This window comes from Streptomyces sp. NBC_00989 (assembly GCF_045162655.1).
Classification (GTDB): domain Bacteria; phylum Actinomycetota; class Actinomycetes; order Streptomycetales; family Streptomycetaceae; genus Streptomyces.
Genome location: NZ_CP108728.1, coordinates 9417298 through 9435631, shown reverse-complemented (window position 1 = coordinate 9435631; position 18334 = coordinate 9417298). Strand labels below are relative to the sequence as shown.

Annotated in this window: 17 protein-coding genes; 8 read left to right on the top strand and 9 right to left on the bottom strand. The window is 69.9% G+C overall.

Annotated features, from left to right (window positions below; genetic code table 11):
• Positions 1-172: 172 nt before the first annotated feature.
• The gene (locus tag OG714_RS42390) at positions 173-1177 is read right to left on the bottom strand and encodes an EamA family transporter (protein ID WP_406129132.1); all 1005 of its coding nucleotides are present in this window, start codon (positions 1175-1177) and stop codon (positions 173-175) included.
• Positions 1178-1285: 108 nt separating this feature from the next.
• Positions 1286-1837, bottom strand: a complete 552-nt coding sequence (locus OG714_RS42385; protein WP_406129130.1) for a Clp protease N-terminal domain-containing protein — start codon at positions 1835-1837, stop codon at positions 1286-1288.
• A 219-nt stretch (positions 1838-2056) separates the two neighbouring features.
• Here OG714_RS42385 and OG714_RS42380 point away from each other — a divergent pair, with 219 nt between their 5' ends.
• Both OG714_RS42380 and OG714_RS42375 read left to right on the top strand, forming a co-directional pair.
• Complete coding sequence (locus tag OG714_RS42380; protein WP_106971117.1) at positions 2057-2224, top strand: hypothetical protein; 168 nt, start codon at positions 2057-2059, stop codon at positions 2222-2224.
• A gap of 112 nt (positions 2225-2336) precedes the next feature.
• Positions 2337-2765 (top strand): SRPBCC family protein, encoded by a 429-nt coding sequence (locus OG714_RS42375; RefSeq protein WP_406129128.1) that lies wholly within the window; start codon positions 2337-2339, stop codon positions 2763-2765.
• 105 nt (positions 2766-2870) lie between these two features.
• Here OG714_RS42375 and OG714_RS42370 read toward each other — a convergent pair whose 3' ends face one another.
• The gene (locus OG714_RS42370) at positions 2871-3509 is read right to left on the bottom strand and encodes a PadR family transcriptional regulator (protein WP_406129126.1); all 639 of its coding nucleotides are present in this window, start codon (positions 3507-3509) and stop codon (positions 2871-2873) included.
• Positions 3510-3667: 158 nt separating this feature from the next.
• Here OG714_RS42370 and OG714_RS42365 point away from each other — a divergent pair, with 158 nt between their 5' ends.
• The 3 genes from OG714_RS42365 to OG714_RS42355 all read left to right on the top strand — a co-directional run bounded on the left by OG714_RS42365 (position 3668) and on the right by OG714_RS42355 (position 6222).
• Positions 3668-4564, top strand: a complete 897-nt coding sequence (locus OG714_RS42365) for an aminoglycoside phosphotransferase family protein (RefSeq protein WP_406129124.1) — start codon at positions 3668-3670, stop codon at positions 4562-4564.
• A gap of 76 nt (positions 4565-4640) precedes the next feature.
• Positions 4641-5315 carry a class I SAM-dependent methyltransferase gene (locus tag OG714_RS42360; RefSeq protein WP_406129122.1) on the top strand — a complete coding sequence of 225 codons (675 nt, stop codon included), beginning with the start codon at positions 4641-4643 and terminating at the stop codon, positions 5313-5315.
• Between the two features lie 97 nt (positions 5316-5412).
• Positions 5413-6222 carry a PhzF family phenazine biosynthesis protein gene (locus tag OG714_RS42355; protein ID WP_406129120.1) on the top strand — a complete coding sequence of 270 codons (810 nt, stop codon included), beginning with the start codon at positions 5413-5415 and terminating at the stop codon, positions 6220-6222.
• A gap of 61 nt (positions 6223-6283) precedes the next feature.
• Here the strand turns inward: OG714_RS42355 and OG714_RS42350 are convergent, their stop codons facing one another.
• Positions 6284-7084, bottom strand: coding sequence for a CPBP family intramembrane glutamic endopeptidase (locus OG714_RS42350; RefSeq protein ID WP_406129118.1), 801 nt, complete (start codon positions 7082-7084; stop codon positions 6284-6286).
• 186 nt (positions 7085-7270) lie between these two features.
• Here OG714_RS42350 and OG714_RS42345 point away from each other — a divergent pair, with 186 nt between their 5' ends.
• Positions 7271-9058 (top strand): substrate-binding and VWA domain-containing protein, encoded by a 1788-nt coding sequence (locus OG714_RS42345; RefSeq protein ID WP_406129117.1) that lies wholly within the window; start codon positions 7271-7273, stop codon positions 9056-9058.
• 51 nt (positions 9059-9109) lie between these two features.
• Here OG714_RS42345 and OG714_RS42340 read toward each other — a convergent pair whose 3' ends face one another.
• Positions 9110-10627, bottom strand: coding sequence for a glutamate-cysteine ligase family protein (locus OG714_RS42340; RefSeq protein ID WP_406129115.1), 1518 nt, complete (start codon positions 10625-10627; stop codon positions 9110-9112).
• A 531-nt stretch (positions 10628-11158) separates the two neighbouring features.
• Between OG714_RS42340 and OG714_RS42335 the strand changes: the two genes are divergently transcribed.
• Together OG714_RS42335 and OG714_RS42330 are read left to right on the top strand one after the other, a co-directional pair.
• Complete coding sequence (locus tag OG714_RS42335) at positions 11159-11743, top strand: hypothetical protein (RefSeq protein WP_406129113.1); 585 nt, start codon at positions 11159-11161, stop codon at positions 11741-11743.
• A 284-nt stretch (positions 11744-12027) separates the two neighbouring features.
• The gene (locus OG714_RS42330; protein WP_329245543.1) at positions 12028-12219 is read left to right on the top strand and encodes a DUF5999 family protein; all 192 of its coding nucleotides are present in this window, start codon (positions 12028-12030) and stop codon (positions 12217-12219) included.
• 132 nt (positions 12220-12351) lie between these two features.
• Here the strand turns inward: OG714_RS42330 and OG714_RS42325 are convergent, their stop codons facing one another.
• The 4 genes from OG714_RS42325 to OG714_RS42310 all read right to left on the bottom strand — a co-directional run bounded on the left by OG714_RS42325 (position 12352) and on the right by OG714_RS42310 (position 18260).
• A complete protein-coding gene (locus OG714_RS42325; RefSeq protein WP_406129111.1) occupies positions 12352-13419 on the bottom strand; it encodes an endo-1,4-beta-xylanase in 1068 nt (355 codons plus the stop codon).
• Between the two features lie 106 nt (positions 13420-13525).
• A complete protein-coding gene (locus OG714_RS42320; protein WP_406129109.1) occupies positions 13526-14971 on the bottom strand; it encodes a glycoside hydrolase family 43 protein in 1446 nt (481 codons plus the stop codon).
• A 57-nt stretch (positions 14972-15028) separates the two neighbouring features.
• Complete coding sequence (locus OG714_RS42315; protein ID WP_406129107.1) at positions 15029-17575, bottom strand: DUF4118 domain-containing protein; 2547 nt, start codon at positions 17573-17575, stop codon at positions 15029-15031.
• Position 17576: 1 nt separating this feature from the next.
• Positions 17577-18260, bottom strand: coding sequence for a response regulator (locus OG714_RS42310; protein ID WP_406129105.1), 684 nt, complete (start codon positions 18258-18260; stop codon positions 17577-17579).
• Positions 18261-18334 lie beyond the last annotated feature (74 nt).

The following is an 18334-nucleotide window of genomic DNA, read 5'->3' as shown; positions in this document are numbered from 1 at the left end:
AGGTGCAGAAGTGCGACGAGGGACCCCTGTCGGCGGGGTCCGTGGACTTCTTCTGCGGGCAGCACCGTTTCGCCCGGGGATGCCTTGTGACGTGCCGGGCGTGGATTCCGGGGGCCCGCCTCAGGCGGCCGGCGGCGGAAGGACGAGTGTGTTCCGGTGCATGATCGGGAGCCTAGGCAGCCGTTCCGCGGCGGGACAACTCCCTTTCGGGGCCGCCCCCGGCCACCGGTTCCCCTGAGCCCTTCGTGGGCGCCGAGGACTGCGCGATGAAGGCGCCCAGCAGGACCACCGCTCCCCCGACGATCTGCGGTGCGGAGAGGTGTTCGCCGAGCAGGACCCAGGCCAGGACGGTCGCGATGACCGCTTCGAGGCAGGCCACGACGCCCGCGACCTGCGGAGAGAGGCGGCGCACGGAGACAACTCCGGTGACGTACGCCAGGACCGTGGCGATCAGGACGATCCAGGCGAGCAGGAGGAGGGCCGGGACCGGGGTGCCGTTCATGTCGGCGTCGCCCTTGAGGATCGACCAGTCCATGGTCCAGGGGCGGGCCACGGCGGTGAGCACGAGGGCGCCGACGAGCAGGCCGTACGCGATCACGCCGAGCGGGTCGGGGGTCTCCTCGCCGGCTCCGCTGCCCTGGTCGGACAGCACGAAGTAGCCGACCTGGCAGCAGGCGGCGGCGAGCGCGAGCAGCAGTCCTACGGCGTCGAAGCTCAGGCCCGCCCACACCTCGACGACACAGGCGAGTCCGCCGGCCGCGAGGACGACGCCGAGCGCGGCGGCACGGGTGACCGGCCGCCGCTGCACGAACCGCACCCAGCCGAGCACGAGGGCGGGTGCGAGGTACTCCACGAGCAGGGCGACCCCTACGGGTATGCGGGAGATCGCGGCGAAGTAGCAGGCCTGGACACCGGCCACCGCGAGCAGCCCGAACCCGAGGAGCAGCGCGGGACGACGGCGGACGAGCGCCCGGTGGCGTACGGCGAGGGGTAGCATCACGAGGGCCGCGCCGGCCACGCGCAGCCACACCACGTGCAGCGGGTCGAGGCCCGCCTCGATCAACGGCTTGGCCGCGACCCCGGACCCGCCGAAGGCGAGCGCGGACCCGAGCGCCAGACCGAGGCCGACTCCCTTGCCGCCTCCGGACGCACTGCTCTCAGACGTATGCACGGGCACATGATGACAGGGGATGACAGGAGTGTCAGCCCCGATGACTCCTGTCTCAGGGCGTGGACCTTCGGCACGTCATCCCGACCGGCATCACGACGCACACCGTCGGCCCGCTCAGCACCCCGTCTCGGCGCCCCCGACGTAGTCCCCTAAGCGGCTTTCGATCCAGACGAGCACCTCGGGGGACTCGATGCCCGCGCGGTGCAGGACCTCCACGGCACGGGACTCGGGGTCCGCGACGATCGCGGCGAGGAGGTCGATGCCGCAGGCCAGGTCGGCGTCGCGGAGTTCGGCGCGCTCGCAGGCGTACTCCAGGGCGCCGGCGGCCAGGGGCGACCAGCCCTCCGCCGCGGGGATCACGGGGATCGCCCCGGAGTCCTCGACCGTGCCCTGCCAGCGGAGGCCGTAGCCGATGCTGCGCTGGACGAGGTAGCCCAGGAGCCGGGCGATCTGCGGGCCGTCGCCGAAGACGGCGCGGGACTCGGGGTCGGACTCCAGGAGGCTGTGCAGCAGGTGGGCCGTGTCGATCTGGTGGTCCCCGTCCCGCAGGGCCCGGCGGCGCGCACCGGCGACCACCGCTGCCAGCTCTGCACTGAGCCTGGCATCGCTGTCCGCGCGGTGGATTCCTTGCTCGCGGGTCGACTGCCTGGGGATCCGGGGTTGCACACTCTTACCCCATCAGTCCCCCGCATTGAGGGCATCCCCGGAGGGTTGCATTTCGGCGTCCCACACAAAGTGGACCCGGGCGGCCGGAATCTCCTCCTTACGGATGAGATCACGCGCCGCACCCCCGAGAGGCGCACGCCGCCCCGCCGCGCGCCCCGTGCGCAACCGCGCTGCACCCGGCGTACGTCTTTCGCGAACGTGGAGAGCAGGTGCTGGCTGGTGGCATTGCCGGCGGTCGACGGCAGGCAGTACGTGTACCGGGTGTACGCCCCGGAGGACGCGCTGCTCGCCGACCTGTTCTGGGACGCGTGGCACTGCCACGACGAAAGCGCCCACCCGCGCGCGTGGGACCTGTTCGACGCGGCGGTGATACGACGGGTGAGCTGAACCCGGCACATCGGCGCAGGCGCACAATTTCTGACGGTTCATCAGTATTGAATGTTGCGCGCCCTGCGGCTACCTTCCGCGACACCGTAGCCCGATACGAAGAGGTGGTCGCATGGCCGAAATCAGCGCGGAGGCACGCATCGAGGCCCCGGCCGAGAAGGTGTGGACTCAACTCACGGACTGGTCCGCGTACGGCGAGTGGAACGCGACCCACACCAACTTCCCCAAGGGCGGCCCGGACGTCCTCGCGGTGGGCGGGACCTTCCAGGAGAACATGAAGCTGATGGGCTTCCCGGCCGAGGTCGAATGGACCATCGAGGAGGTGGAGCCGGCCCGCGTCTTCGCCATCCGCGGCAAGGGGCCGATGGCCGTGAACGTCGCCACGCGCTACACGCTCACGCCCGACAGCGACGCCACGACGGTCCGGATCGACGGTGAGTTCACGGGTGCGGCGGTGTCGTTGATGGCGGGCAAGCTGAAGGACTCGGGTACGGCTGCCCTGAACGAGTCGCTGCGCAAACTGGCCGGGCTGGTGGCCTGAGGAACGCGCCGGGGCACCGCAGGAACGGGAACGCGCACAGGGAAGGCGCCCCACGGAAGTTCCGTGAGGCGCCTTGGCCTGCCACCTCTTCCGACCCGGAGGACATCAGTCCTCGTCGGCCAGAATCAGGTACAGCTTCTTGCGGGCGTCGTTGATGACGGTCAGCGCCTTCTCGCGCTGCTCCTTGCTGCCGGTCTTCCAGACCTGGCCGAAGGCCTCCATCAGACCGAAGCCGGCCTGGCGGATCTCACTGAGGGCCTCCCAGTCGACCCCGCGGGAAGCCTCTTCCCAGGGGGCGTCCGGGCCCTCTTCGGCCGCGGTACGGCCTGCCTCGGTGAGGGCGAAGAGCTTCTTGCCGCCCTCCGACTCACTGGCGATCAGGCCCTCGTCCTCCAGCAGTTGCAGGGTGGGGTAGACCGAGCCGGGGCTCGGCTTCCACGCGCCGCCGCTGCGCTCGGCGATCTCCTGGATCATCTCGTAGCCGTGCATCGGCCGGTCCTTGAGGAGGGCCAGGATCGACGCACGCACGTCGCCGCGCCGCGCCCTGCCACCCCTCGGGCCGCCGCGCCCTCGTCCACCCCAGGGGCCGGGACCGAAGCCCGGTCCGAAGCCGGGGCCGCCGGGACCACCCGGTCCACCGGGCCCGAAGGGTCCGAAAGCCCCACGCCGCCCGTCAGGGCCACCCCGGCCGCGCCGGGAGGGGCCGTCCTGTCCATGTCCACGCTCGAATCCGTGGGTACGCATCGCAATCACTCCATTCCATCGTTGATCTGTCGCGATGCGTCAACGATATATCGGGACTGTTCTGATGGCAACCCCCTTCTTTATCGGTTGCCGTCGTCCCGGTCGATCTGGTCTGCTTCCGGCGTTTCGAGCCGGACCAGTGGAAGAGCCTGCGAGCGATGACCATGCACGATGACCAAGTGGACGTGACCGGCGAAATCGTCGCGGCCTTGATCCAGGAACAGTTCCCTCAGTGGAGCGGCAAGGCGATCCGGCTCCTGCCGTCGACCGGGACGGTCAACGCCATCTACCGCATCGGGAACGACCTCTCCGCGCGCTTCCCCCTGCGTCCGGCCGACCCCGCCGAGGCGCTGGCGGTTCTGGAACAGGAAGCCCGCGCGAGCGCGGAGCTGGCACAGGTCTCCCAGTTCCCCGCACCGGAACCCGTCGCCCTCGGAAAGCCCGGAGCGGGTTACCCCATGCCGTGGTCGGTCCAGACATGGCTGCCGGGAACGATCGCCTCGGATGCCGACCCGAGCGGGTCGGACGCTTTCGCCGAGGACCTCGCGTCCTTCATCGCGGCCCTGCGCGACGCCGAGACGCGAGGGCGGCTGTTCAACGGCGACAACCGCGGCGGCGTTCTCACGCACCACGACGACTGGATGGCGAAGTGCTTCGAGGAGAGCGAGGGGCTGCTCGACGTGCCCCGGCTGCGCCAAGTGTGGTGCCGTTTCCGCGAGTTGCCGCGCACGAGTCCCGACGTGATGAGCCATGGTGACCTGATTCCCGGCAACGTACTGGTCGCGGAAGACCGGCTCAGCGGCGTGCTCGACACCGGCGGCTTCGGCCCGGCCGACCCCGCGCTGGATCTGGTCAGTGCCTGGCACCTGCTGCTGCCTGGCCCGCGGGGAGTGCTCCGGCGGACACTCGCCTGCGACGATCTGGAATGGGAGCGCGGCAAGGCATGGGCGTTCGAACAGGCGATGGGTCTCGTCTGGTACTACGTCGAGACCAATCCGACGATGAGCGGGATGGGGCGCCGGACACTCGACCGCATCCTGGAGTCGACGGAGTGATGCCGCCCTCACCGGCAACCACACCGACGGGAAGAGACCGAGGGAGTGCTCGATGCCCTCCCCTAGAGTCACCGGCGTGACCTCTCAGCCGCCCTCCTACCTCGCCGCGATCCGGGAGTCGTACGACACCGTCGCCGCCGACTACGTCCAACTCGTCAAGGAACCGCACGAGTTGGACCCGTTGTACCGCGCGATGCTGGCCGCGTTCGCCGATACCGTGCGGGCGGCCGGCCTCGGGACCGTGGCTGATCTGGGGTGCGGGCCCGGCAGGGTCACGGCGTATCTGGCGGGCCTCGGGGTGCCCGTCCTCGGCATCGACCTCTCCCCGAAGATGATCGAACTGGCCCGCCGCGCCCACCCCGAACTGACCTTCACCGTGGGCTCGATGACCGCACCGCCGATCGGGGACGACTCGCTCGGCGGCATCCTCGCCTTCTACTCCACCCACCACACACCGCCCGACCAACTGCCCGTCGTCTTCGCCGAGTTCCACCGCACGCTCGCCCCCGGCGGCCAGTTGATGCTGGCCGGCCACGTGGGAGACGACCAACTCCTGCGCCCGACACAGGCGTACGGCGGCCATCCCGTGTCCTACGAGTCCCATCTGCTCCCGCCGGACAAGATCGCCACGTTGCTCGCACAGGCCGGACTCACGCTCACCGCGCGCCTGGTCCAGGAACCGGCCGAGGGAGCGAAGCGGACCCACGCCATCTTCCTGGCCCGGAAACCGGAACACCCCTCGGCGTCGTAACGGACTCCTGCCCTCACCCCGCCCTCACACCCGAATCGGTCCAGTCCCCGCGAATTGGCCTTGGCCCGCGGCTCCACGCTGCCTCTAGCGTCAGGACATGCGGATTCGAATCGTCGACGCCTTCACCGACCGCCCCTTCGCCGGCAACCCGGCCGGGGTGCTGCTCCTCGACGCCTTCCCGGCGGACGACCGGCTTCAGAAGATCGCGTCGGAGGTGAATCACGCGGAGACGGCGTTCGCGCACCCGCTGCCCGAAGGCGGGGACGCCGACTGGGCGTTGCGGTGGTTCACGCCGGCGACCGAGGTCGCGATGTGCGGGCACGCGACCCTCGCCACGGCCCATGTGCTGCACACCACCGGCGCCCACGAGGGGACCGTGCGGTTCGCCACGCGGAGCGGGGTGCTCAGCGCCACGCCCGGGGACGACGGGTCCATCACCCTGGACTTCCCGACCGCCCCGCTCACGCGCGTCGAGATCCCGGACGGTGTCGCCGAGGCGTTGGGTGCCGAACCGCTCTCCGCCTTCGACACCGGACCGAACATCGGCGACCTCGTGGTCGAACTCGCCGACGAGAAGACCGTCGTAGGACTCGCGCCGGACCACCAGGCCCTCGCCGTCCACTCCGAGCGCGGCATCATCGCCACCGCCCGTGCCGAAGACCCCTCCCGGGGCTACGACTTCGTCTCGCGCTGCTTCTTCCCGAACGTCGGGATCGACGAGGACCCGGTCACCGGCAGCGCGCACACGGCGCTGGCTCCCTTCTGGTCCGAGCGTCTCGGGGGCACGGTCCTCACCGGGCTGCAGGCCTCGGCCCGCTCGGGGCGCGTCCGTACCGAACTCCGGGGCGACCGGACCCTGTTGACCGGACGCGCGGTCACGGTCATCGACGGCGAGCTGCTCGCCTGAGCCCTCAGGGACCTGGCCCGCAGGTCGTCAACAGGCCTGCCGCGCAGGCGACTTGCGCGACCTACGCCGTCGGCAGCCAGCCGACCTTCCCCGCCAGCAGCGCATAGCCGACGAACGCCCCGATGTCGAGCAGAGAATGCGCCACCACCAGGGGACCCACGCGGCCCCAACGCCGGTACAGGTACACGAAGACCACGCCCATCACCATGTTGCCGATGAAGCCGCCGATGCCCTGGTAGAGGTGGTAGCTACCGCGCAGTACGGAACTGGCCACCAGCGCGGTTCCCGGCGTCCAGCCCAACTGGCCGAGCCTGCGCAGCAGATAGCCGACGACGATGACCTCTTCGAGGATCGCGTTCTGCATCGCGGAGAGGATCAGGACCGGGTACTTCCACCAGACGTCGGGCAGCGCCTCCGGTACCACCGTGAGGTTGAAGCCGAGGCCGCGGGCCGCCAGGTAGAAGGCGATTCCGGTGCTGCCGATGACCGCCGCGATCGCCGCGCCGCGGCCCAGGTCGAGCCAGGGGCGGGTGCGGTCGAAGCCGATCGTGCGCAGGCTCTCGCCCTCCCTCAGGAGGAAGTGCGCGACGAGCGCGACGGGGACGAGCGCCGACGCGATGCCGAACAGCTGCCAGGCGAGATCGAGCCACGGACGGCCCGGTGCGGCCGAGGCGTTGAGGGTGGCCGCCTGGTCCTTGAGGCCTCCCGGTTTCGTGACCGATCCGACAAAACTGATCAGGGCGGACACACCACTCGCACCGAGCGAAAGCCCCAGAACGAGCAGTGCCTCGGACCGGAGGATCCGCCGCGTGGGCCGCTCCAGCGGAAAAGTTTCGGCCACCTGCCCTGCCTCCACCTGCACACCTGCCTTCAGTTCGGAAATCCCGCCTCATGCCCATCTTCGCCCCGCTAGGGTCTCGAAAGAACTTACGAAGATCGTGCGCGACAGGCCGTTGGGGGGACGGACGCGGTACGGGGCTCACCTCCCCCATGTCTGCCATACGGCCGCACACCGGCACGTGGTTCAACAGGGAGGGGCACCACCGTCATGGGACGTCACAGCTTGCCCGATCAGTACGGGGCGGGCGGCAGCGACCCCCGTCCTCGCGCGCGCCGCCGTACGGTGGCCATCGCCACGGTCCTCGTGCTGACCGTCGCCGGCGGTACCGCCGTGGCCGTGCAGAGCGGGTTGCTCTCCTTCGGTTCCTCCTGCAAGAAGGACGCCGTACGGCTGAAACTCGCCGCCTCCCCCGATATGACTCCCGCCCTGCGCGCGGCGGCCGGAAAGGCCCGCGACGAGGGCATCACGTCCGACGGGCAGTGCCTGAACATCTCGGTGACCGCCCAGGAGTCGTACAAGTTCGCGGACACGCTCAAGGCGGGCAAGCACCCGGACGTACAGGTGTGGGTGCCCGACTCGGAACTGTGGGTGAACGAGGTCTCGTCGGCCGCCGACAGCGACGCCACGGAGGTCACCCCCGCGGGCAACGTGGCCTCCACTCCGGTCGGGGTGGCGATGGTCCCGACCGCCGCCAAGTCGCTCGGGTGGCCGCAGAAGACGTACAGCTGGCTGGACCTGGCCGGTGCCACCCTCCAGGACGACTCGCTCCGGCTGGGCGCGGCCGACCCGGCGCGCAGCGCTACGGGACTGCTGGCGCTCACACAGCTGAGTACGGCCGCCGCGAAGGTCAAGGGCGGGGCCACGCAGGCCGCGGCGATGATGAAGACGCTGTCGCAGCGGATCTCGGACACCGACGGCCAGGTCCTGGACACCCTGCCGCGCGACTCCTCCGGCACCGAGCAGGGCAATCCGAAGCGCAACCAGGCGCTGGTCCTCAGCGAGCAGTCGGCGTTCGCGTACAACGCGTCGGCGGACGGCGGCGGGAGCCTCGACCTGTTCTATCCGAAGGACGGCTCCCCGCGGCTCGACTATCCGTACAACCTGGTCGACCAGGAGCGGATGACGACGGACGAGAGCCGGGCCGCGATCCGGTTCATGACCTATCTGAGCCGGCCCGCGCAGCAGAAGCTCATGGAGAAGTACGGCTTCCGCACCGATGACGACACCGCGCCCAAGGCCGTGGTCGCCGAGGCCGGTGGCAGCAGTCCGCAGCCGTACGCCGTGGCGGCGGCCGAGCCCGCCTCCGACGCGGCGCTCCAGAAGGCGCTGGGTACGTGGACGATCACGGTGCAGAGCGCGCGGATCACCACGGTCGTCGACGCGTCCGCCTCGATGGCGGAGCCGGTGCCGGGGACCGGGCAGTCACGGATGGACGTCACCAAGGGCTCGCTGCTTCAGGCGCTGGCCACGTTCACGCCCGAGGACGAGATCGGGCTGTGGGAGTTCTCCACGAAGCTCGACGGCGACAAGGACTACCGCGTCCTGGTGCCCACCGAGCGGCTCGGCGACCGCACGGGCGACGGCACCCAACGGGACGCCCTGTCGGCGGCGTTCGGCTCGCTGAAGCCGGTGCCGAACGGTGCGACCGGGCTCTACGACACCACGCTCGCCGCGTACAAGGCGGCCACGTCCTCTTATGTGAAGGGGAAGTTCAACGCGCTGGTGATTCTCACCGACGGGGTCAACCAGGACCCGGGCAGCATCTCCCGCTCCACGCTCGTCAGGCAGTTGCAGCAACTCGCCAGCCCTGAGCGGCCGGTGCCGCTCATCATGATCGCGGTGGGCCCGGACGCCGACAAGGAGGAGGCCCGCCAGATCGCCGAGGCGACCGGCGGCTCGGGCCACGAGGTGAGCGACCCGGCCCAGATCCAGTCGGTGATCCTCCAGGCCATCGTGGCGGCGGGCGCGTCGGGCGCGTCCGCCGACGCGGGCTGAGACAGCCGCAGTTCATCCCTCTCGGCCAACGCGCGCTGAAACAGCTGCGGTTCACCCCAGCGGCACCGGCTCCGGCAGTCCCACCGGCCAGGTGTGGACCGGCTCCCCGAGGTGCATCAGCTCGCTGTAGCGGCGGGTGGTGGCGGCCAGCGCGGCCTCCCTGGTGAGGCCCTGTTCCAGGGCGCGGTGGAAGGTGGCGGACTGCCAGGTCGCGCCGTTGGCCCGGCGGCGGCAGCGCTCGTCGATCACGCCCAAGTACAGGTCCCGGTCGGCCGGTTCGACCCCCCACGCGTCCAGGCCGGCCTCCGCGAGCGGCAGCAGTTCGTCGCGTACGAGGGACACCGCGTCGATCTCGGTGGTGCCGCCGAGGCGTCCGCGCCGGGGCCAGAGAAGGCGGGCGTCGATGCCGTGACGGCACGCGGTGTCGAAGTTGGCGGCGGCGGCCTCGAAGGGCAGCCGGGTCCACACCGGCCGCGACTCCTCGGCGAGGGCGCGGACGACGCCGTAGTAGAAGGCGGTGTTGGCGATGACGTCGGTGACGGTGGGGCCGGCCGGCAGGACGCGGTTCTCGACGCGCAGGTGCGGGACGCCGTCGGCGATGCCGTAGACCGGGCGGTTCCAGCGGTACACCGTGCCGTTGTGCAGGACGAGTTCGGCGAGGGTGGGGATGCCGCCCGCGTCGAGGACGTCGAGGGGTTCCTCGTCGTCGTGGATCGGGAGCAGGGGCGGGAAGAAGCGCAGGTTCTCCTCGAAGAGGTCGTGCGCGGAGGTGACCCAGCGCTCGCCGAACCAGGTGCGGGGGCGGACGCCCTGGGCCTGGAGTTCGGGCGGGCGGGTGTCGGTGGCCTGCTGGAACAGCGGGGGCCGGGACTCGTGCCAGAGCTCACGGCCGAACAGGAAGGGCGAGTTGGCGCCCACGGCGACCTGTGCGGCGGCGACGGCCTGGGCCGCGTTCCACACGTCGGCGAAGCGGTCCGGGGTGACCTGGAGGTGCAACTGCACGGAGGTGCAGGCGGCTTCGGGCGCGATGGAACCCGAGGTACAGGTGAGGTGCTCGACGCCGTCGATGTCAAGGACGAAATCCTCGCCGCGGGCGGCCACGATCTGATCGTTGAGCAGGGTGTACCGGTCGACCGCGGAGAGGTTCGAGGAGACCAGGTCGTCCCGGTCGAGCGTCGGCAGAATGCCGATCATCAGTATTCCGGCGTCGACCTCGCCCGCTTTCCGGTGGGCATATGCCAGTGACGTACGGATCTCCTCGGCGAGCCTGTCGAATACCCGGCCGTCCAATCGATGTGGGGCAATGTTGACTTCCAGATTGAACATGGCGAGTTCTGTTTGGAAATCTCGGCTCGCGATACGCTCGAGGACCTGTCCATTCAGCATTTTCGGCATGCCGTCGGAGCCGACGAGGTTCAGTTCGATCTCCAGCCCCATGAGGTTCTTGGGGCGGTCGAACCGCTTCTCGGCCAGCAGCCGCTCCAGCCCCGTCAGGCAGCGCCGCAGCTTGGCGCGGTAGCGCTGACGGTCGGCCAGCTCGAACGGCCCTGCCACGACCTTCTCGCCCATCGAAGCGTCACCTCCTCGTCCCACTCGTCCCCGGGTCAGCAAGGATGATGCCCAGCCCTGGCGATCGATAACGTCCCCGGACCGGCCCGGCGCCCGCTACTCTGGTCGAACGTGACCCGCGGCACATTCACGAGGCATGCGGCAGCGCGCAGTTCCCGCAGAATGAAGACCTCGTGAAAAACGCCGACGAGAATTGGCCGACCCCATCGGTGCCATATCCCGAGGTCATCGCCGTGGAGCCCGTTCGGAACCGGGATGATTCCCGTGAATCGCTGGCCTAATAGGTCCTTGTTGTTCATACGGGAAACGGTTAGACGAAACATCGTCTGAACCCGTGTCGTATAAACTCCGCGAACAAGGCAGAAGGTTGGCGCCCCGGTCCTGGAACCTGCCGTCGAGGTGACGTGCGGCAGGCCGCACCCATGTTCACGGAACCTGGCCCGGCCTCCCTGACCCCGAGAGCTGACAGCGCCGTCCGCCCCCGCCCCGCCCTCGCGCCACCAGTGCCTGTCGAATGAGAGGCGACCCACCATGCCGCTGCATGTCCCCCCGGCTCCCGCGCCCGCCCTGCGCTCCGTTCTCACGGCACTCGGTTCCCCCACCGCGGTCCGCGAGGCGAAGACGCCGTCCCTGCGCGCGGCCCAGGGACCCGCAACACCCGAACTCCCGCTGCCCCTGCATGTGTTGGACCGTGTGTCCGCGGACGGGACAGCCGTCACCCGGCTGGCCGGCTGGCGTTTCCTGATCCGCTGCGGTGATCGCGCGGTCGCCGCCGCGGAGACGATGCTGACCCCCGACGGCTGGGCGTTCTCGCACTTCTTCGAGGGCCCGTACATCGCCTCCACCGAGCGGGCGCTGCGCCAGGCCGAGAACATGAAGGACGCCCACCAGCCGCGCCTCCTGTCCGTGCCCGGCCTCTACATGCTCACGCTCTGGCTGCACGGCGACCTCACCGAGGACGGCGCCGACGGCCACCCCGTCGCGTCCGATCTGCTGGTCCCGCTGGCCCCCGCGCCGCCCGGCATCGCGGCCCACCGTCCGCACCGGGTCGCCGAGTTGCTGCCGATGCTGACCCATCGGGTGACTCCCGCGCCGCTGCTCGGTTCTCCCGCCTGACTTTCCCCCTCCGTCACCCTCGTACCCCGCCGCCGAATTCCCGGCAGCGGGGTACGATCGCGTTTCCGGCCCCTTTTACGCTCGTAACGCTCGTACGAGCAGGAAAAAGCTCGTACGAGCTGGGAATTGGGATGAACCGTCCGCGCGGGTGATGCGTCATCAACCTGTGAGAAGCGGTGCCGCTAAATCCCTGCGGATTGACGTCCATGGGGCAACACTGGGTTCGGACCGACTCAACACCACGGGGGACGGACATGACCACAACAGAGCGAGAGATCCCACCAATGTGCAAGCACCAGCCACCGTGTCCCACAGCCGAATCCGCCGACCGGGAATCCGCCCGCCTCATGGCGCACCACCCGGAACAGGGCTGGAGCCTGCTGTGCAACGGCGTTCTCCTGTTCGAGGACACCGGTGAGCTCCTGCCCGACGGCCAGATCATCGCCCCGCACCGCCAGGTGATGACGGCGGCCTGAACACCACCACGGGCGGTTCCGCCGCGCCGCCCGTCGCTGTGCACTGCAAGAACATGAGGGGCCGGCCGCACATACTCGGTGCGCACCGGCCCCGACGCGTATCCGGGGTAGTTCACTCCCCGTAGTCGGCTGTTATCGGAGCGCCTCACGGAGCGCGTGATAAGCCGGTTTCGTATTCAGCTGCTCGTCCCACGGAAGTGCCGCTCCCTCTCCCGGGAAGACCGCCGGAATCCACGAATACCGGTCCGTGTAATCCCAGATGGTCACCCCCACACACCCGCGCACCGCGAGGCATGCCCCGGTCAGGTCCCGGTACCAGGTCGCCTGCTCCGTCAGCTTGGCGTCGGTCGCCGGGAGTTGCATCCGTACGTCGACCTCGGTGAGCGCGGTGTCGAGACCGAGGCGGGAGAAGCGCCGGAGGTTGTCCTCCAGGGTCGTCGGATAGCCGTACTGGAGGGCCAGGTGCGCCTGGAGCCCGATGCCGTCCAACGGCACGTGCTGGGCCTTGAGTTGCTTCGCGAGGGCGTAGTAGGCGTCACTCTTCGGGCCGGTCGCCTCGATGTTGTAGTCGTTGAGGTACAACTTGGCGTGCGGGTCGGCCTGATGGGCCCAGCGCAGCGCGTCGGCGATGTAGCCGGGGCCGAGCGTCCGGTACCAGATGGTGTCGCGGTAGGTGCCGTCCTCGTTGAACGCCTCGTTGACGACGTCCCAGGAGTAGACCTTGCCGCGGTAGTGCCGTACCTCGGTCGTGATGTGCTTCTTCAGTACGGCCCTCAACTCGTCCGCCGTCCAGGTGCCGGACGTGAGCCAGTCGGGCAACTGGCTGTGCCAGACGAGGGTGTGGGCGCGGACCCGCTGGTGGTTCGCGTGGGCGAGGTTCACGATCTGGTCGCCGTTCGTCCAGTCGAAGACGCCCTGCCGGGGCTCGGTGGCGTACCACTTCATGCCGTTGCCCGGGGTGATCATGTCGAACTCGCGGCCCAGGATCTTCGTGTACGCGGTGTCGGTCAGCTCGGGGTTGTCGGTGGCGCTGCCGAAGTAACGGCCGTGGCGCTCGGCGAGCTGGGCGAGGGTGGCCGGCCTTTCGTGGGCCTGGGTACGCGGTTCCTCGTGGGCCTGGGCGGGCGTGCCGGTGGCGATGCCCGCAGCGATGAGGACGGCCGCGAGGGCTCCCGCGAGTCCGAGTCTGTTCCTGGGCATGGTGCGACTCCTGTCCATGGGTGAGCGGTACGTGGGGTGGCGCCCGTACTGACGAGGGTCGAAACTTTCGGTGTTGATACAGAAAGAGTCGATCCAGGGGGATGCGCTACCGCGGTTGGTAGTCGAACCAGTCGAAGGCCGCCTCGCCCTCGGTCACGTACATGCCGACCACCCGCCCGGTGAAGCCTCCGGCGACCTGGGTGGAGAGATAGCGGCCGTCCAACTCGGCGAGTTCTACGGCTCCTTCGGGGCCCTCCACGGAGAAGGTGAGGGTGTCGGGGGCACGTGTGTCGGCGCTGGTCGCGACGATGTCGACGGCCAGCGTGACCGGCCCCGACGGCACTGGGCGGGAGGCGATGCACTGCCGTACGGGACCGATCCGCGCTACCACGCTCGCCGCTCCCCCGGCGACCTCGATGTCGTAGTGATGGGCCTCGTCCATGCGGACGGAGAGGCCGGCGCGGCCGGAGCCGGGGTCGATCCGGGCGGACGCGCGGCAGTCGAAGTGCTGTTGGCGGCGGCCGAGGAACACCGGGCCGGAGGTCGCGTCGAGAGTCAGCCAGCCCGGACGGCGGGTCAGCGACCAACTGTCCTCCGGCCTGCTGCGCGGGGAGATCCACGAGAAGGCGAGGGTCGGGGCGTCGAAGTCGTCGCGTACCGGCGGGAGTTCGAAGGGGTGCCAGGCCTCCGGAGCCGGGTGCTGTTCCTGTACCGGACCGACCCGGGGCCAGCCGTCCACCCACTCCACCGGGGTCAGGAACGTCTCGCGGCCCAGGACGTGGAAGCCGGGGAACCAGCCCCGGGGGCGGGTGCCCAGCAGGACCATCCACCAGGTGCCGTCGGGGGCGCTGACCAGGTCGGCGTGGCCGGTGCTCTGGATGGGGAGGTCGGTGCTGCGGTGGGAGAGGATCGGGTTGGCGGGGGCCGGTTCGTAGGGGCCGCGTGGGGAGCGGGCCCGGGCGATGGAGACGCTGTGGCCGTGTGCGGTGCCGCCTTCGGCCAGCAGCAGGTACCACCAGTCGCCGACGCGGTAGAGGTGTGGGGCCTCCGGGTGCTGGAGTCCCGTGCCGGACCAGATCGGGAGCGGGCCCTCCAGGACCTTGCCGGTCGTCGGGTCGATGCGGGCCACCTTCACCCCGGCGACGGCGCACCAGCAGTTGCCGTCCTCGTCCCAGGCGAGGTCGGGGTCGATGCCGGGCACGTCGACGAGGACCGGGTCCGACCAGGGACCCTCGGGGCGGTCGGCGGTGACGATGAAGTTGCCCTTGCCGCTCACCTCGGTGGTGATCAGGTAGAAGCGGCCGTCGTGGTGGCGGAGGGTCGGGGCGTAGATGCCGGCCGAGGCGGGGGTGTCGTCCGGGAGGTTCAACTGCCCTGGTCTGTCAAGGACGTTGCCGAGCTGGCGCCAGTGCACCAGGTCCCGGCTGTGGAAGAGCGGGACCCCGGGGAAGTACTCGAAACTGGAGCAGACGAGGTAGTAGTCCTCGCCGACCCGGCACACGCTGGGGTCGGGGTGGAAACCGCCGATGACCGGGTTGTCGTAGGTCCGCATGTGTCTCCGCTCCTCCGTCCGGCCCGGGTTCGAAAGTTTCGGGCCGATTGACGAACATTACGGAGCCGGACTGTAGGTGGAACCTTCGACGGGGGCAAGGGTGGGTGCGGGGGCGAGGTGGAGGCTGAGGACCATCGTGAGGCCGCCGCCCGGGGTGTCCTCGGCGCCGAGCGTGCCGCCGAGGGCCTCGGTGAAGCCGCGTGCGACGGCGAGGCCGAGGCCCACTCCGGCACCGCGCGGGGCGTCGCCGTAGCGCTGGAAGGGTTCGAAGATGCGGTTCTTGGCCTCGTCGGGGACGCCGGGGCCGCGGTCGATCACCCGGATCTCCACGCGGTCGGCGATGGCACTTGCCTTGACCAGTACGGGAGTTCGCTCCGGGCTGTACTTGACCGCGTTCTCGACGATGTTGGCGACGGCGCGTTCCAGCAGGCCCTTGTCGACGGAGACCATGGGCAGGCTTTCGGGGATGTCGAGTTCGACGCTGTCCTCGGGGACCCCGCCCAACGCCATCGGGATCACCTCGTCGAGGTCCGCCTCGCGGATGATCGGGGTGACCGTGCCGGTCTGGAGTCGGGACATGTCGAGGAGGTTCCCGACGAGGTTGTCGAGGCGGTCGGCGCCGTCCTCGATGCCGGCCAGCAACTCCGCCTGGTCCTCGTCCGACCAGGCGACGTCCTCCGAACGGAGCGAGGAGACGGCCGCCTTGATGCCGGCGAGGGGCGTCCGCAGGTCGTGGCTCACGGCCGCCAGGAGTGCCGTGCGGATGCGGTTGCCCTCGGCCAACGCCCTTGCCTGGTCGGCCTCTTCGCGGAGACGGCGACGGTCCAGGACGACGGCGGCCTGTGCGGCGAAGGCGGCCAGGACCCGGCGGTCCTCGGCGGGCAGGACCCGGCCGGAGAGGGCGAGGGCCATGTGGTCGCCGACCGGCACGTCGACGTCCGCGTCCTCCGGGTTCTGGCAGGGGCGCGGGCCCACGCTGCCCGCGCAGGTCCAGGGTTCGACGTCGCTCGCGCGCTCCAGCAGGGCGGCGGACTCCATGCCGAAGGTCTCCCTGACCCGTTCCAGGAGCGCCTCCAGGCTGGTCTCGCCGCGCAGCACATTGCCCGCGAGGAAGGAGAGGATCTCCGACTCGGCGCGCAGGCGGGCCGCCTGGTGCGTGCGCCTTGCCGCCAGGTCGACGACCGACGCGACCGACACCGCGACGGCCACGAAGATCGCGATGGCGACGATGTTCTTGGGGTCGGCGATGGTGAAGGTGTGCACGGGCGGGGTGAAGTACCAGTTCAGGAGCAGCGATCCGACCGCCGCCGAGGCCAGTGCGGGGAACAGTCCGCCGAGCAGGGCCGCCGCCACCGTCAGCGTCAGGTACAGCAACATGTCGTTGGCCAGGCCGACTTCGGGCGCGACACCGCTCAACAGCCAGGTCAGCAGCAGCGGTCCGCCGATTCCGGCCAGCCAGCCCCAGACGATGCGGGCCCGCCCTAGCCGCGTGCCCCGGTTCGCAGGCAGTCCGCGTCCCTTGCCGGCCTCGTCGTGGGTGATGAGGTGGACGTCGAGGTCGGGGCCGGAGTCCCGGGCGACCGTCGAGCCGACGCCGGGGCCGAAGACGTACTGCCAGCCCTTGCGGCGGGAGACGCCGAGGACGATCTGGGTGGCGTTGACCCCGCGCGCGAAGTCCAGCAGGGCCACCGGTATGTCCTCGCCGACGACGTGGTGGAAGGTGCCGCCCAAGTCCTCGACGAGGGTGCGTTGTTGGGCGAGTTCCTTCGGGGAGGCCGAGGTCAGGCCGTCGCTGCGGGAGATGTAGACCGCCAACACCTCGCCGCCCGCGCCCTTTTCGGCGAGGCGGGCGGCCCGGCGGATGAGGGTGCGGCCCTCGGGACCGCCGGTCAGTCCTACGACGATCCGTTCGCGCGATCCCCAGATCGCCGAGACGCGGTGTTCGCTGCGGTACTCCTGGAGGTAGGCGTCGACCCGGTCGGCGAGCCAGAGGAGCGCCAACTCCCGTAGGGCGGTCAGGTTTCCGGGGCGGAAGTAGTTGGACAGGGCAGCGTCGACCTTGTCCGGTTTGTAGATGTTTCCGTGGGCCATCCGGCGTCGTAGCGCGGGCGGTGACATGTCGACCAGCTCGATCTGGTCGGCGCGGCGCACGACTTCGTCCGGGACGGTCTCCTGTTGCCGTACGCCGGTAATGGACTCGACGATGTCGCCCAGGGATTCCAGGTGTTGGATGTTGACGGTCGAGATCACGTCGATGCCCGCGGCGAGGAGTTCCTCGATGTCCTGCCAGCGCTTGGCGTTGCGGGAGCCGGGGATGTTGGTGTGCGGCAGTTCGTCGACGAGGGCGACCTCGGGGTGGCGGGCGAGGACCGCGTCGACGTCCATCTCGGTGAACGTCGTGTCCCGGTAGGCGAGTTCGCGGCGCGGGATCTCCTCCAGGCCGTGCAGCATCACCTCGGTGCGCGGTCTGCCGTGGTGTTCCACGAAGGCGACCACGCAGTCGGTGCCGCGCTCGGTTCGCCGGTGCGCCTCGGACAGCATCGCGTACGTCTTGCCGACGCCCGGTGCCGCGCCCAGGTAGATCCGGAGCTTGCCGCGTCCCATGTCATCCTTCGAAGCGGTAGCCCATGCCGGGCTCGGTGATCAGATAGCGGGGGCTCGACGGGTCCCCCTCCAACTTCCTTCTCAACTGGGCCATGTAGACCCGGAGATAGTTGGTCTTGTTGCTCTGGGACACCCCCCACACCTCCTGCAACAGGTGCTTCTGGGTGATCAGGCGGCCGGGGTTGGTGACCAGGATCTCCAGCAGATGCCACTCGGTGGGGGTGAGCCGGATGTCGTGTCCGGCGCGGGTGGCCTTCTTGGCGAGCAGGTCGATGGTGAAGTCGTCGGTGACGACCAGGGTGGTCGCCGGGGTCAGGGGCACGTCCTCGACGCGGCGGACGGCGGCCCGTAGCCGGGCGAGGAGTTCGTCCATGCTGAACGGCTTGGTGATGTAGTCGTCGGCGCCCGCGTCGAGGGCGGCGACCTTCTCGTCGGAGGCCTGTCGCGCCGACAGCACCAGGATCGGGACCCGTGTCCAGCCGCGCAGCGCCTTGATGACGTCGACGCCGTCCATGTCGGGCAGTCCGAGGTCGAGCATCACGACGTCCGGCTGCCGCGCGGCCGCGAGCCGGAGCGCGGTGGCTCCGTCGGGGGCCGCGTCGACGCCGTAGCGGCGGGCCTGCATGTTGATCACGAGGGCCCGTACGAGCTGCGGGTCGTCCTCGACCACCAGCACCCGTGTCATGGGGGTGTGCCTTTCGTGTGGTCCCTGGCATGGCGGCGGGAGTCGGCGGCGCCGGGATCTCTCCCGGGCCGCCG